This is a genomic window from Nocardia miyunensis NBRC 108239, from assembly GCF_001613065.1.
Lineage (GTDB): Bacteria > Actinomycetota > Actinomycetes > Mycobacteriales > Mycobacteriaceae > Nocardia > Nocardia miyunensis.
The window spans coordinates 1-14147 of the sequence record NZ_BDBQ01000037.1 but is presented as its reverse complement, the minus strand read 5'-3'; the positions used below and the strand labels follow the sequence as shown (position 1 = coordinate 14147).

15 protein-coding genes are annotated in these 14147 nt (G+C 65.5%); 2 read left to right on the top strand and 13 right to left on the bottom strand.

The window, feature by feature from the left end:
* Nucleotides 1–32: 32 nt before the first annotated feature.
* The 4 genes from NM2_RS15485 to NM2_RS15470 form a co-directional block, all read right to left on the bottom strand.
* Complete coding sequence (locus NM2_RS15485) at nucleotides 33–1235, bottom strand: lipid-transfer protein (RefSeq protein ID WP_067669114.1); 1203 nt, start codon at nucleotides 1233–1235, stop codon at nucleotides 33–35.
* Nucleotides 1228–1674, bottom strand: a complete 447-nt coding sequence (locus tag NM2_RS15480) for a Zn-ribbon domain-containing OB-fold protein (RefSeq protein ID WP_245718047.1) — start codon at nucleotides 1672–1674, stop codon at nucleotides 1228–1230. The genes NM2_RS15485 and NM2_RS15480 overlap by 8 nt, the downstream gene beginning before the upstream one ends.
* 239 nt (nucleotides 1675–1913) lie before the next feature.
* Entirely contained in the window at nucleotides 1914–2492 is a 579-nt protein-coding gene (locus tag NM2_RS49040) for a hypothetical protein (protein ID WP_157121109.1), read from the bottom strand.
* Nucleotides 2493–3120: 628 nt separating this feature from the next.
* Nucleotides 3121–3522, bottom strand: coding sequence for a Dabb family protein (locus NM2_RS15470; RefSeq protein ID WP_067669108.1), 402 nt, complete (start codon nucleotides 3520–3522; stop codon nucleotides 3121–3123).
* A gap of 109 nt (nucleotides 3523–3631) precedes the next feature.
* On the opposite strand from NM2_RS15470, the gene NM2_RS15465 reads away from it, so the two are divergent.
* A complete protein-coding gene (locus NM2_RS15465; protein ID WP_067669106.1) occupies nucleotides 3632–4267 on the top strand; it encodes a TetR/AcrR family transcriptional regulator in 636 nt (211 codons plus the stop codon).
* Nucleotides 4268–4582: 315 nt separating this feature from the next.
* A complete protein-coding gene (locus NM2_RS15460; RefSeq protein WP_084531037.1) occupies nucleotides 4583–5830 on the top strand; it encodes a PucR family transcriptional regulator in 1248 nt (415 codons plus the stop codon).
* Here NM2_RS15460 and NM2_RS15455 read toward each other — a convergent pair.
* The 9 genes from NM2_RS15455 to NM2_RS15410 form a co-directional block, all read right to left on the bottom strand.
* A protein-coding gene (locus NM2_RS15455; protein ID WP_439956877.1) for an IS5 family transposase occupies nucleotides 5810–6698 on the bottom strand; the annotation gives its coding sequence in 2 pieces (ribosomal slippage) (nucleotides 5810–6326 and nucleotides 6325–6698; 891 coding nt in all). The genes NM2_RS15460 and NM2_RS15455 overlap by 21 nt on opposite strands.
* A 168-nt stretch (nucleotides 6699–6866) precedes the next feature.
* Nucleotides 6867–7397 carry a cupin domain-containing protein gene (locus NM2_RS15445; protein ID WP_067669102.1) on the bottom strand — a complete coding sequence of 177 codons (531 nt, stop codon included), beginning with the start codon at nucleotides 7395–7397 and terminating at the stop codon, nucleotides 6867–6869.
* Nucleotides 7398–7591: 194 nt separating this feature from the next.
* Nucleotides 7592–8206 carry a class I SAM-dependent methyltransferase gene (locus NM2_RS15440; RefSeq protein ID WP_067669348.1) on the bottom strand — a complete coding sequence of 205 codons (615 nt, stop codon included), beginning with the start codon at nucleotides 8204–8206 and terminating at the stop codon, nucleotides 7592–7594.
* 87 nt (nucleotides 8207–8293) lie between these two features.
* A complete protein-coding gene (locus tag NM2_RS15435) occupies nucleotides 8294–9148 on the bottom strand; it encodes an ABC transporter permease (RefSeq protein WP_067669100.1) in 855 nt (284 codons plus the stop codon).
* 2 nt (nucleotides 9149–9150) lie between these two features.
* Entirely contained in the window at nucleotides 9151–9981 is an 831-nt protein-coding gene (locus tag NM2_RS15430; RefSeq protein WP_157121108.1) for an MlaE family ABC transporter permease, read from the bottom strand.
* Entirely contained in the window at nucleotides 9981–10625 is a 645-nt protein-coding gene (locus NM2_RS15425) for an Rv1363c family protein (protein WP_067669096.1), read from the bottom strand. Before NM2_RS15425 ends, NM2_RS15430 begins: the two co-directional genes overlap by 1 nt.
* Before the next feature lie 32 nt (nucleotides 10626–10657).
* Nucleotides 10658–11890, bottom strand: coding sequence for an MlaD family protein (locus tag NM2_RS15420; RefSeq protein ID WP_245718046.1), 1233 nt, complete (start codon nucleotides 11888–11890; stop codon nucleotides 10658–10660).
* A 38-nt stretch (nucleotides 11891–11928) separates the two neighbouring features.
* The gene (locus NM2_RS15415; protein WP_067669092.1) at nucleotides 11929–13044 is read right to left on the bottom strand and encodes an MCE family protein; all 1116 of its coding nucleotides are present in this window, start codon (nucleotides 13042–13044) and stop codon (nucleotides 11929–11931) included.
* The coding region (locus tag NM2_RS15410; RefSeq protein WP_369690316.1) for an MCE family protein at nucleotides 13041–14147 on the bottom strand (1107 nt) is incomplete at its 5' end. The genes NM2_RS15410 and NM2_RS15415, both read right to left, overlap by 4 nt.

Sequence of the window (14147 nt, the reverse complement as noted above, 5' to 3'; positions counted from 1 at the left end):
GCAGGGCCCGGGTTTTCGATGTCGGCAGCGGATCAGCGCGTGGCGATGATCGCCGAACCGTGGCCGAACAGGCCCTGGTTCACCGCGATTCCCGCCCGAGCGTTCTCCACCTGACGTCCGTCGGCCTGACCGCGCAGCTGCCAGGTGAGTTCGCAGATCTGCGCGATCGCCTGCGCGGGGATCGCCTCACCGAAGCTGGCCAATCCGCCGCTGGGATTCACCGGCACGCGACCGCCCAGAGTCGTTGCGCCACTGCGCAACAACTCCTCGGCGCCGCCGACCTCGCACAGCCCGATGTCCTCGTACCAATCGAGTTCCAGCGCGGTGGACAGGTCGTAGACCTCCGCGAAGGACAGATCGGCCGGGCCGAGACCGGCCTCCTCGTACGCGGCGTCCGCGATCGCCGAACGGAATGCGCGCGGTGGCGCCTCGAACGCCACGGCGGAGTCGGTCGCGAAATCCGGCAGGTCCAGAACGGTTTTCGGGAACGTCGGCGTCACCGTCGACAACCCGCGGATGCGGACCGGGTCGCTGATGCCGTGGCGACGCGCGCACTCCATCGAGGTCAGCACCAGCGCCGCACCGCCGTCACTGGTCGCGCAGATGTCCAACAGCCGCAACGGGTCCGAGACGATCGCCGACGCCGCGACCTCTTCGGCCGAGACCTCTTTCCGGTAGCGGGCGTACGGATTGTTCAGCCCGTGGCGGGCGTTCTTCACCTTGACCGCGGCGAAATCGTCGAGCGTGGCGCCGTGCAGCGCCATCCGGCGACGGGCGTACAGCGCGAAGTAGATCGGGTTGGTGGCTCCGAGCAAGTGGAAGCGCAACCAGTCCGGATCGTCGCGACGTTCGCCACCGACCGGCTGGAAGAAGCCCTTCGGAGCGGCGTCCGCGCCGACCACCAGCGCCACATCGGTCAGTCCGGCCAGGATCTGGGCGCGCGCGTTGGCGATGGCCTGCGCGCCCGATGCGCAGGCGGCGTAGCTGCTCGAGATCCGCGCACCCGACCAGCCCAGCGCCTGGGCGAAGGTCGCACCGGAGACGAAACCCGGGTACCCGTTTCGGATGGTGTCCGCGCCCGCGATATAGCCGACGTCGCGGTGGTCCACCCCGGCGTCCGCCAGCGCCGCGCGTGCCGCGACCAGCCCGTATTCGACGAAATTGCGACCCCATTTACCCCACTGGTGCATACCCGCACCGAGGACGGCAATGTCGCGAGCATTCGTATCAGGCATCGACCGGCCTCCACATCCACACCGTGTGCTCCGCTTCCTCGTCCTCGTACAGCACGCCGAGGGTCAGCTCGACCGGCATGCCGACGGCCAGGTCGTCCACGGTCAGCCCGCGCACAACCTGCCCGAGGATCACCATCTGCTCGACCTCGAGCTCGACCGCCGCGACGACATAGGGCTCGAACGGATCGGACGAGACGTACGGCGCGGGTGGTTTATACCGGGCGTCGGCGTACGACCAGATCCGGCCACGCGTGGAGAACAGGTATTCGGCCAGCTCGGAGCCGTCCTTCGGGCTTGCACACTGCGGATTCCGGCAGGCCAGCGTGTTCCGCGGAAAGTACGGCGTCCTGCAAACCTCGCACCGACTTCCCACGAGACGCACCGCCCCGTCCTCCGCGGTGAACCAATCTGCCACCGCAGGGCGTTGTTCTTTCTGCACACCCCGACGTTATAGGAACACGTTCTACTTTGGCGAGACCCTCCCCTCCGGCGATCCGCTGCCGGGTGTTCGGCCACCGAGTCTTCAGGATGCTCCCGCCGACAATAACCAGGTGACCGGCCTGTGCCCGACAGCCGCCTCGAGCCGACTTCGATCGCCGTGGCGGCACCCTCGAACATGCGGCCGCCCATGCCGCCGGATCCTCGCTCGCCGGCCGTTCGAGATGGTTGTCCGAACTCCTACCCCGACCAGTAACTCAGCATCGGCTCGTCCGCTAATTGTGTTGCACCCGAGGTGATCACGAGCGCGGTAGGAGACAGCGCGTACTGCACTCCCGCATTCGTCACACGAAATCCGGTAGCTGTCCGCACCGGGTCATCAATCTCGACCGACGTCCCGGTACCGAGACGCAACCCTTTGTAATACAGGCGGCCGACCCCGGTTTCACAGATCACTACGAGTGACCGGGCGGTGCGACCGATGGCCACCGCCGGATTCGTGAAATCGCAGCGGGCTCCCGGATGAGCGACGAAGCCCTGCCCGTCGATGTCCATCCCGGGATCATCGACATTTCCCATCGAAGAGGGGGCCGGAGCAGCGGAAGCCGATCGCATCCCAGACTCGGGGCCCGTCGTCGCCTCAGCTACCGCGTCATCGTCCGCCGCCGAGATCGGGACAGCCGCAACGTTCACCACGGCACCGTGGTTCGGCTTGAACTCGACAATCCCACCGAAGACCACCAGCACCGCCGAGATGGCGGCCGCAATCAACAACGAATCGGTGCCCGGGGAACGAGATCTCCTACTGGCCGCGGGCATCGGGTGAATCCCTTGCGGATATCCACCGGACGGCCACCCCATCTGTCCGGGTGCCAGTTGACCGCGGGGTGGCGTCGATTGCCATGCCGCCGGTGGAACAGGAGGGATCATGGCCGCTCGCCGCCTGCTCCGCGCCCCCTGAACGACCAGAAAAATCAACAGGGTCAGCCAGGGCCATTCGAATAGGCAGCCCACGAAAGTTCTTGCAGCAGAGGGGTTCGACGCTCCGAGGCTCACCGCGAGAGCAGTTCCCAGCTCATACGGCCACAACAGGAACGCAGCAATTATCCCGAGGACGAACAAAGCCCCGAGAAGCGTCAGGCAGCCGCCCCCGCCACGCCGCCCCGAGCGCCACGAGTGCCCTACCGAGAACGGGCCCGCGCCGAGTCCGATGCCGCGGGTCGACACACCAGCGCGAAGCCCGAAAGCGCCCAGACCGATTCCTAGTTTCACTCGACCAACGTATTGATCAAACCCGCTGTGGCTCTAGGGCATTCATACCTCTATATCGGCTATATCGGCAGCCACATTGCCGCCGGAATGGGGGCATTAACGAGCGGCCGGTTCGATTTACCCAGCAACCGTGCTTGTCTGCCCGCAGCGGTCCACCTCTGGAAGTTCTCCGGAATCAGGCGATTCGGAAGTCCGGGATGGTTTTCATCAGCTGGGCCCACTCCGGGTAGTCGGCCAGTTTGCGGTCATTCAGGGCCATGATCTTCGTGCCCAGTTCGGGATCGAGGTCGTCGGATACGGTCGGCCCCACGGCGAGGCGGGACAGGTGCGGGATGATGTCGGGGTCGCCCGCGAGGTGGATCGGGTCGTACATGTATCGCTCGAGAGCCGGGAGGTCGGCGATGCCGACACAGTAGCCGTGGGTGTATCCCTCGACGGGATCGCCGAGGTGCTGGCCGACGGCCGAGAACGATACGGAGTCGACGGCGGCGGTGCGCCGCATCAGGGCCAGAACCTGAGCCTTCTGCTTCTCGCTGGTCTCGTCCCGGAATCCGAAACGCAGCAGATGGACGATCATGACTACCTCCTGAATTGAACCTGCTGGTTCATTCTTATGAACCAATCTAGAAGATAGCCGGTCTGCACCGCCTGGTTCAAGGGTTTGCACCAGCGGATAATCTGTGTAAGTGACGAAAGCTGCGGGCGCACACGGCCGGATTGATAAGCGGCAGGCCATCCTCGACGGGGCCTTCACAGTCTTCGCCCGGCGCGGCTACAGCCAGGCGTGTGTGCAGGAGATCGCCGACGAGGCCGGGGTCGCCAAGCCCACGGTCTACAACCACCTCACCGACAAGGAGACCCTGTTCCGGCACGCCATCGAGACAGTCGGCGACGCGGTCGGGGCGCAATGTGTGGCCGCGATCGCGCCGCTGCGTGATCCGGGCGCGGATCTGCCTGCGGCGCTGAATGATTCGGCACTCCGGCTGCTGCGGATCTGCGCGAGCGACCAGTCACGCTCGCTGCGCTCGCTGACCGCCGCCCAGACACCGGTCTTCCCCGACCTGCTCGACAGCGTGCAGGATCGAACGTCCGGAAGGATCACCGAGGCGCTGAGTGATCGAATGGCGCACCTGATGCTCGCCGGCCGCCTGCGTTCGGCCGACCCCGCCACGGCCGCCGAACAGTTCCTCGCCCTGCTCACCGGCCCGCTGCAGATCCGCTCCCGAAGCGGTACCCGCAAACTCGCGGTCGCGGAGTTGCGCAGACTCGCCGACAGCGCGGTCGACACGTTCCTGCGCGCCTACGGGAATCCGCCTGCGTGATCACCCCCGAACGTGCGCTGGCCGGGCCCCTCGGATAAGGGCCCGGCCAGCGCACGTCCCGCCGATACCGTTGAACACCAACATGTTTCGACGGCACAAATACATACCCGTTGCCCGCGAAGACCAGCCGGGCGGCTCAGTGCTCTGCCGACCTCCGCGTGCGAGTTCAATTCTCGTGGACCGGCCGCCCGGACCCCATATCGACGCCGACAAACTCGATCCGCCGGATTTTGTCGGGGGCAACAATTCAGCGTCGGCGGCCTCGCACACGCGGACGCCCGCCGCTGCCATCGCGGTCGTCAGGTCCCGGCCGCGGTGGCAGCCGGTAGCATCGCCTACGTGCGCCGTCGTGAACCACATCCGGACCTTCGAGAGCTGCTGGTATCGGAACGACGACGGCTCGACGAGGTCGCCGACGAACTGGTCGCGATGATCCGGGACAACATCGATATGTACCGGGACGAAGCCGTGGTTCCCACGGCCCTGCTGCATCGATCGGCGCGCAGCAACCTCGAGGGCATCCTGAACTTCCTCGAATTCGGCCAGGAGGCCGATATCAGCGCCGCTCGGCGCACCGGTCAGGAGCGCGCGGCGCAGGATGTCGCGCTGCCGGAGGTGCTGCGCGCCTTCCGGCTCGGATTCGTCTGCTTCTGGAACTGGATGCTCCTCGCCGCCCGGGAACGCGACGATCGCGCGGTCACCGCGCTGATCGATACGGTCGCCGAACTCTGGGCGCTGAGCGACGAATTCTCCACCTCCGTGACCGAGAGCTACCGCCGAGAGAAGACCAGACAGGCCGTGGCGCTGGATCGCCGACGCTCGGCACTGGTCGCCGGGCTCATCGACGGCACACTCGGCGACCACCAGACCCCTTGGGAGATCGCGCAACTGCTCGATATGCCGTTCGAAGGCGCGTTCCTCGTGGTCGTCGCGGAAACCCCGCCGACCGGCGACCGCGCCCTGCCGCACCTGGAGGATCACCTTTCGCTGCGCGACATTCGATCGGCCTGGCGTTCGCAGCCCGATCGCGAGATCGGCATCGTCCACCGCAATCGCCGCCACACCACCGAGGGCGTTCTCGAACTGATCTCCACCACCGCGACGTCCCGGGTCGGAGTCAGCCCCGAGTACTCCTGCCTCGACCGAACCTCCCGGGGCGCGCGATTCGCCAGCATCGCTCTGGAAACGATGCCCGCCGGATCCACCGGTATGAAACAACTGCCCGACACCCCATTGGGCGAACTCGTCCTGAGTCACCCGGACACGACTCGCCGTTTCGTGCGACGCGTCCTCGGCGGAATTCTGGCACTACCCGACGAGGATCGCGGCACGCTCCTGTCTACCGCGCAGGCTTGGCTAGAGGCACACGGTTCGGCCGCCGAAGCCGGTCGCGCCCTCTACTGCCACGAGAACACCGTCCGCTACCGGATGCGTCGCGTGGAGGAACGCCTCGGCATCGCCCTGGACAACCCGATCAAACACGCCGAGTTCGCCGCCGCCCTCGAAGCCATCCAGGTCTTCCCGGACCTGTCCACCGCCCGCCTAGGTCGTGTCTCCCAATGATTTGAGCCATCCGACGATGAGGGCCAGCGCGAATCCGCCGCGGTAGGTGATCGCGAGTTTGTCGTAGCGAGTCGCGACCGCGCGCCAGTGTTTGACCTTGTTGAACGCGCGCTCGACGACGTTGCGGCGTTTGTAGACAACGGTGTCGAAACCCGGTGGCCGCCCACCGGCACGTCCTCGGCGTTTGCGGTTGGCGATCTGATCAGCACGCTCGGGGATCACTACCCGAATATGCTTGCGGCGCAGCAAAGTCCGGTTCGATGCTGCCGAGTACGCCTTGTCAGCGATGACCGTGTCAGGGTTGCACCGGGGTGGGCCGCCGTCGAGGCGGGGTACCACCACCTGCTCGAGCACCATGGGCAGCATCGGCGAGTCCGCGGCTTGGCCAGGCGTAATCAGCACCGCCAGACCTCGGCCGTTGCCGTCGGTGGCCACGTGAGCCTTGGTGGTCAGCCCGCCCCGCGAGCGGCCCAGCCCGTGATCGGCGGGTTCATAAATCACACTCCCGTGCCTGGGCTCGGGCACCGGCGGCGTGCTGGTGTGCGCGCACGATCGTCGAGTCGATCGACACCACCCAGTCCAGGTCACCGGTAGTATCAGCCAGCGCTAGCAACGCAGTCAGCACGCGGTCCCAGGTGCCGTCGGCGGCATAACGCCGATGCCGTTTCCACACTGTCTGCCACGGCCCGAACACCTCCGGCAGATCCCGCCACGGCACACTCGTGCGCAGCCGATACAGCATCCCCTCCACGACCCGGCGGTTCTCGGCGAAGTTACGACCCACGCGCCCTTCGGATTTCGGCAACAACAGCTCCAACAGCTCCCACTGCCTATCCGTCAACACTCGATACCGATCACCAGCCACCATCACCACGACGACCAGGATGCCCGATCAGCCCCGCGCAGCGGGGCTGATCAACAAATCCAATTGGGAGACACGACCTAGAGCCCGATCAGCGACTGTGACCCAACTCCGATCCCGTCGAGCCGTGCGAACGCGCGCTACCGGGAGTTCGGCTGGACGCCGAGCGCGGGATCAACGCGTGAAGAATTTCGCCCAGGGGTCCTCGGCTCGTGCGGTCCAGTAGTTGCTGAACAGGAACTGTGCCGCCGCGATGTCTTCCGGTGCCGGCTCAGCGGTTCTCGGCGGAAGCTCACGCTTCGGTGCCGGCCTCGCAAGCCCCTTGATCACTTGCTCGAATCCGCCCGGGGTATAGCCGTTGAGTACATGGCAGACATCGCTCGTGACGTTGAAACTGTGCACGGTGCCCCGAGGAATCCACAGCGAGTCGCCATCCTGCCCCGACGACGTTTCGCCCTCGAGTTCGAAATCGACAGTGCCCTCCAGGACGTAGAACCACTCGTCGACATTGTGCACGTGCTTGGTATGTGCGCCAGAGTCTTTCGGCATCAACTGCTCGGTGACCGAAAACAGACCCCCGGTTTGATGGGCCTCCAGCAGCGGAATCCAGAGCAGGTCGAGCATCCAAAATGCCGGTGCGTCCCTTCGGCTGCTCAACAGGGCTGGAAGTTGTGCCTCGAAGAACGAGGGCGTGGTGGGGGTCACGGCACTCTGCCTTCCAGGAGGTGTAATCGAACCGAATATCGATGTTGTTCAGGTAAGGATCACCAACAGTTCGGGAAGACACTCTCGGTGCGATTGTTCCACAGGTTCGACAAGGAATCGTGCGCCAAGCCACCACCTGATCCACACCGCATCGCCCGCACCGAGGCAGCGGCGGCGCGGCTCGCTGTGATCGCTCAGGCGGCCCGGGAGAACACCGCCACCAAGAAATCGGATTGCGGAGTGAACGGGCGCAGGTCCCAGGTGGACAGGAGTATGTCGGGGTGTAGACCCGCGGATTCGGCGTCGGCGAGGAAGGCGTCGAATTCGTATCCGCGGCCGCTGCCGAATCCGACGACCACCCGGCCGTCCGGGGCGATGTGGCGGGCGAATCCGGCCAGGACATCACGCCGTGTGGAGACCGCGACGAAGCCCATGACATTGCCCGCGCACAGCACCACGTCGAATCCGGCGGCTACGCCCTGGCCGGGCAGATCCAGTTGGGCGAGGTCGTCGACCAGCCAGCGTGGGCCCGGGAAGTCGAGTTCGGCGGCGTCGATCAGCACCGGGTCGACGTCCACGCCGACCACTTCGTGTCCGGCCCGATGCAGATATCCGCCCAGTCGCCCGGCGCCGCATCCCGCATCGAGCACTCGCGAGCCTCGCCGCAGCATCGCATCGATCATCCGTGCCTCGCCGAAGATGTCCTGACCCTCGGCCGCGAGCTTCCGGAACCGCTCCGCGTACCGCGTCGAATGCATCGGATCCGCCGCGGCGATCTCCTCCCACTGACTCAAAACACGCGAGCCCATCGGTTGCTCCTTCCACAATCGGCCGTCCCGAATCATGCGGACAGTGACGATTGTGCGCGATAGCCCCGAGGTGACTTTCACCCCTCCCTAACCGCTGAGCCGCGCGCCCGAGTCGAATCCCCAAAGCGCCAGCGTGAGAAGCAGATTCACACAGATCATCACCGTGATACTCGCGCGCATCGCGCGACCGGCGGCCACTCCGACCCCCTCGGGGCCACCGCTGGAGTAATACCCGTAATAACACTGGATGGTCGTCGTGATCACCACGAACACAATGGCTTTCGACAGCGAGTACACGATATCGGTGCCACTGAGCACCATCGTGAAGTAGTGCTCGTAGGTGCCCGGCGTCCGGCTGCCCGCGACGCCGATGGCGATCTGGACGGCGATGAAATTCATCGCCAGGCACACGAGATACAGCGGGACGATCGCCGCCACCGCCGCCATCAGCCGGGTGGTGACCAGATACGGAATGGATCGGATGGCCAGAGTCTCCATCGCGTCGATCTCCTCGGAGATGCGCATCGCGCCGAGCTGCGCGGTGAACCGGCACCCCGCCTGCGAGGCGAAGGCGATCGAGGCCATGATCGGGGCGAGTTCCCGCGTCGAGGCGGTCGCCGAGATCAGCCCTGTCGCGGGGCCCAACCCGAGCAGTTTCAACGCGCTGTATCCCTCGATGCCGACCAGCGCGCCCGCGCTGGCGCCGAGCACGATGATGATCCCAGCGGTCCCGCCGCCCACGATGAGCGACCCGTTTCCCCAGGCCACGGCCGATACCAGACGCAGGAACTCGTTGCGATAGTGCCGCAGCACAACGGGAATCGAGACGACCGCCCGGACGAAGAACCGCCCCATATGCCCGAACCGCATGACCAGCCGCAGCGGGGCAGCGCTCACCCGCACGAGAGCGCCGAGCCCGATCGGATAGTACGGTGTCGCCATCGCTACAGCGCCTCTCGCGGGAACAGCAGAGTGTAGATCTCGGTGAAGCCCACGTTCACCACCATGAGCAGCACGATCGAGGCGACGACGGCGGCATTCACCGAATCCGCCACACCACTGGGACCGCCCTTGGTACTGAGCCCCTTCTGACACGCGACCACCGTCACGATGAGCCCGAACACGACGGATTTCACCACCGCCAGATACATGTCCCCGATGGTCGCGAACGAGGAGAACGTCGCCACGAAACTGCCCGGCGTCCCGCCCTGGACGTAGACGTCGAACAGATATCCGGCGATGAATCCGACGAAGGCGCTCAATCCGGTCAGCCCGACCGCGACCACCACACCGGCGGCCACCCGCGGCACCACGAGCCGGTGGATCACCTCGACCCCCATCACGGTCATGGCGTCGATCTCCTCGCGGATCGTGCGCGACCCGAGATCCGCGCAGATCGCCGACCCGACGGCCGCGGCCAGCAGCATCGCCGTGACCACCGGCGCGGCCTGGCGGATGACGGCCAGCCCGCTCGCCGCACCAGCGAGCGAATCGGCGCCGACCTGACCGGCGATCAGCCCGAACTGGATGGACAGCGTCGCGCTGATCGGCAGCGCGACCGCGATGGTCGGCACATACGAGGTCTTCACCATGAACGCGGCCTGCTGCACGAATTCCCGGAATACGAACCGTCCAGTCGCGATATCCGAGACCAGGTATTGGACCGCGCGAATTCCCAACACGAATTGGGCCCCCACGGTGTCGAGCGATGCGATGGGATGCCGCCGGAGATAACCGCGTCCCCAGCCTCTGAGATCCGTCGCCGTGACCGTCATCAGGCCATCTCCACCTTCGCGGCCAGCCATCGGCCCCCGACCGATTGCATCGTCATGATGATCCGGCTCCGATCGACCCGCGGATCGGGGCTCACATTGTTGGTGATCTCCTGATCGACGAACAACATGACCACGACCTGCTCGGTGGACGCGCTCTGCACACTCGCGTCCACGACTTTCCCGACACTGCGAGCCTTGTTGTCGATCAGCATCTTCTTCAATTGGCCGCTCGACTGCGAATACATATTCTTGAAATCGCCGGTGGCCCCGGCCAGGACGTGATCGTAATCGTCAGCGATGTGCTGGGAATCGATGCTCGTGAGCGTCACGGCATAGGTCTGCGCGGTGGACAGCGCCCGCCGGGCCGCCGCATCGACCTCACCGCGCTCCCGTAGTTTCCAGCCGAAAATCCCGGCGAATACCGAGGATACGATCGCGATGACGACGATCAGTGCGGCACAGGCTCGCACGATCCACCGTCTCGTACCGCCCTGCCCGGGGACCTCGTCGGATCCTGTTTCCTCCGACACGATTTCGTCGCTCTCGGATTCGTCGCTCTCGGATTCGTCGGCCTCGGAATTCTCGGTGACGGTCGAGTCGGGATCGGTCTGCGCGACCTCCGACTCCAGCTGTGATGTCGACATCAGTCCACTCCTGAAATATGTTGCCGGGCCGATTATTTGGGCGGAAGGTACGGCTCGGGCACACCGCCGTACGGCGTGGGGATCGACCATTTGCCCTGTGGCGCCGGGTCGGTGGTCGCGAGCGGGTTCGCCCCGGGTGGCAGATGAGCCGTATCGTCTCCGGGCGGCTGTGGCGCATTGCGCGCCCCGCGCACCACCAGACTCGGATCCGGATCCGTGCAATAGGTGTACAGATACGGCTCGGGGTAATTCGGTACGGTGATCGGTTTCCGGGGCAGGTTGTAATCGCATTGTTTGCGGGGATACAGATTCACGATCGCCCACACCGAATTGTCGTGAAATGCCTTCGCCAGCGCATCCATCGACGAGCCGGGGCGCTGCTGCGGGAAGAAGAATTCCCGCATCGCCGGCACGTGCAGATACGACATCTGCGCGACGGTGGCGAGATTGCCGAGCAACTGCACCATCGTGGGCGAATTGTCCGCGATGATCTGATCCATGGCGTGCAGGGCCCGCGGGCTCTCGGTGACCAGGGTCCGATATCCGCCGGTCATGCGGTCCACTCCCGTGGCGGTGCGGTCCAGATCGGCGGCTGTGGCGGCGAGGCCGGGAGACAGGTCGCGAACCGTGGACAGGACGATTTCGCTGTTGTGCAGCATGCTGACCGTCTGCGGCAGAACCGAACTCAGCGTCGTGATCATGAAGGTGCCGCCCTGTATTATCGCCGCCAGCTTCTCCGGGGCCTGCGGACCACCGCCCAGCTCGTGCACGATCGAGGCGAGTTTCGCCGGATCCAGTTGCACGACAGCGCCGTTCATATCACCGAGCAGCCGGGCCAGCGTCACCGGCGCGGAGGTCCGGTCCACGCTCACCGTCGCGCCGTCGGCCAGATATGGTCCCGCCGAGGTCCGGGGCACGAAATCCAGGTACTGCTCACCGGCGGGCGAGAGCGCGGCCACCCGGGCGGTGCTGTCGGCGGGTATCTTCACCGAACTGTCGATAGCGGCCACGGCCACCACGACCCCGTCGGCGATATCCACCGACTTCACCTCCCCGACTCGAACCCCGCGCACGGTCACATCCCGATGCGGTTGCAGCCCACCGGATTCCGCGAACCGGACGCGAACCACGTACGTCGATCGGAACGGATCGGCCTGCAACGACCCGAAGATCAGATAGGTTGCGCCCAGCACCGTCGTCAGCACCAGCGCCAGCCACGAGACGGTCAGCCGATGCCTGGAAACGTACTTCGCGAGCGCGACCATCGACCACTTCCCGGGTCCCCGTGTCGACAACGCGGCGTTCATCGTCCGGGTCCGATCACTCGATCGTGCAAGCGCTGCAAGGTATATGCCAACGATCCGACGAAGTTCGCCCAATCGGTCTGGTCCGGGATCCGGGCATACTCGTTTCCGGGGAAGTTCGGATCGGGCACCGGGCCGACCGCGATCTTGGCGATATCCGCGTCCGCGACCGCACCGGCGGAGGAGGCCACCTTGCCACCGACGATCCCGATCGATGCGTTCAGCACGTTCAGATCGATTCTCGGCAGGTTCGCGGCGGCGTTCAGACCGGCCGACAGATTGTTCATATCCGTGATGAGACTGCGTTTCCCGGTCCCGTTCACCGACGGGAATTTCTCGAGCTCCCCGGCGATCCGGCTCAACCGGGCCGCGAGATCGACGATGTTCTGCGTATTGCTTCCCACGGCCCGCACGGCCGGTTCCGCGGCGGCCACCGCCGCGTTCACCGTCGACTGCTGGGCGGCGATCGTATCGGTGAGCGTCCCGGTGTCGCGGATCGCGGCCCGGATCTGATCCGAGCGCTGCGACAACGTCCGCACCAGAGTCGTGGTCTGGGAAATCAATTCCGCCAACCGATTTCCACGGCCGTCCAGATCGGCTCCGAGCCCGTTGACGACCTTGGCCAAGTCGCGGACCGCACCGCCGTTCACCAGTAGCGCCGCCCGGCTCAGCACGGCCTCGATCGTGGCCGCGTCCGAGGTCGAGGACTCCGGAATGACCGAACCGTCGTGCAGCACAGCCGATCCCGCGGCGGCGGGCGGTGTCAATGCCACGAAGACATCGCCCATCGGTGTGGCCGAACGCAATTCGGCGTTGGTGCCGACGGGAAGCCGCACTCCCGACCGGATTCGCAGCGACACCACCGCGGTGAAATCGCGCGCGTGCATATCCTCGACATCGCCGACATCCGCGCCCTCCAGCTTCACCTTGGCCTTGGTCGGGAGGTTGAGCGCATTGGCGAATTCGGCGGTGATCGTATAGGTGTGCGCTCCGACCGACGGCGCCGGAAGCGGGAGCGAATCCAGCCCGGCCGAACATGCGGTCGTCGCGAGCACTCCGGCCATCGCGGCCGCTGTCACGCCGCGGCGCAGACTCCGAATATTCGTCGTCGTCATTTCCGCATACCCGCGATTCCGGCCAGCAGCGCCGTCACTCCGAAATCCGGGCCCATATCCGACGCCTTCCTGGTGGCGCACCCCAACTGCTTCAGCTGGAGCAGATTGCACACCTGTTTCACCATCTGGCCGTCGAGGGCGATCTTGTCGACGTTCACGTGCACGCGTCCGGCGCCGGCCTGCTGATCGATCGCGTAGTAAGCGTTGTCGGTGACGAGCGGGAACAGATCCAGGAATTCGCCGATACTGCCCTGATAATCCGCCAGGCTCCGCAACAGCACGTTCGCCCCGGCTGCCGTGCCGGACACCGTACCGCGTTGCTGCTGCATGAGATCCGCTGTCTGCGTAAGGATCTGGTCCAGTTTCGCCCCGGTGTCCCCGGAACCGAGATTCAGGGCGGCGAGCACATCGCTCATCTGGTGCACGGCGGCGGCGAACGCACGGATCTTCTGATCGTTGTTCGCGGCGGTGGTCGTCAACGAATTCAGATCGTTCACGATCCGGGTGATGGCGTTCTCGGTCGCCGCACCGCCGTCATCTCCCATGCGCAACGCCCGGGACAGTTCATTCAGCGCGGCTTTGATATCCCCGCCGTTGTTCGCGGTCACCGATGCACCGAGATCGACCATATTAGCAAGGGGGCCACCGCCTTTGCCGTCACCCCCGAGCGAGCGGGACAATCTGTCCGCCGTGGACAGCAGGCTGTCGAATTCGACCGGTGTACGAGTCCGATCGAGGGACAACGCGGTTCCGTCCCTGAGCGCCGGACCCGCGCGATAGGCGGGCGTGAATTCGATATGCCGGTCGGTCAGCACCGAATCCGACACCGTCACCGCCTTCGCGTCCGCGGGGATCCGGATCGCACGATCGACGGTCATCCGGACCTCGACGAAATCACCACGCTGCGTGATGCTGTCGATCTTGCCGATCCGAATTCCCAGCACCTCCACGGGATTTCCGTTGTAGAGCCCGGCGGCATCGGCGAATTGCGCTGTCACGGTGATTGTTCCGCTGCCCAGCTGACTCAGCGGGACGCTCGCCACACCGACGATCGCGGCTACCGCGACGATGACGGCGATCTTCACCCACCGGGGCACACCGGC

Bases quoted from the DNA above. Each gene is read 5' to 3' on its own strand.
- NM2_RS15485 (WP_067669114.1), bottom strand. From the start codon at position 1,235: ATGCCTGATACGAATGCTCGCGACATTGCCGTCCTCGGTGCGGGTATG.
- NM2_RS49040 (WP_157121109.1), bottom strand. From the start codon at position 2,492: ATGCCCGCGGCCAGTAGGAGATCTCGTTCCCCGGGCACCGATTCGTTG.
- NM2_RS15470 (WP_067669108.1), bottom strand. From the start codon at position 3,522: ATGATCGTCCATCTGCTGCGTTTCGGATTCCGGGACGAGACCAGCGAG.
- NM2_RS15440 (WP_067669348.1), bottom strand. From the start codon at position 8,206: ATGGGCTCGCGTGTTTTGAGTCAGTGGGAGGAGATCGCCGCGGCGGAT.
- NM2_RS15435 (WP_067669100.1), bottom strand. From the start codon at position 9,148: ATGGCGACACCGTACTATCCGATCGGGCTCGGCGCTCTCGTGCGGGTG.
- NM2_RS15430 (WP_157121108.1), bottom strand. From the start codon at position 9,981: ATGACGGTCACGGCGACGGATCTCAGAGGCTGGGGACGCGGTTATCTC.
- NM2_RS15425 (WP_067669096.1), bottom strand. From the start codon at position 10,625: ATGTCGACATCACAGCTGGAGTCGGAGGTCGCGCAGACCGATCCCGAC.
- NM2_RS15420 (WP_245718046.1), bottom strand. From the start codon at position 11,890: ATGGTCGCGCTCGCGAAGTACGTTTCCAGGCATCGGCTGACCGTCTCG.
- NM2_RS15415 (WP_067669092.1), bottom strand. From the start codon at position 13,044: ATGACGACGACGAATATTCGGAGTCTGCGCCGCGGCGTGACAGCGGCC.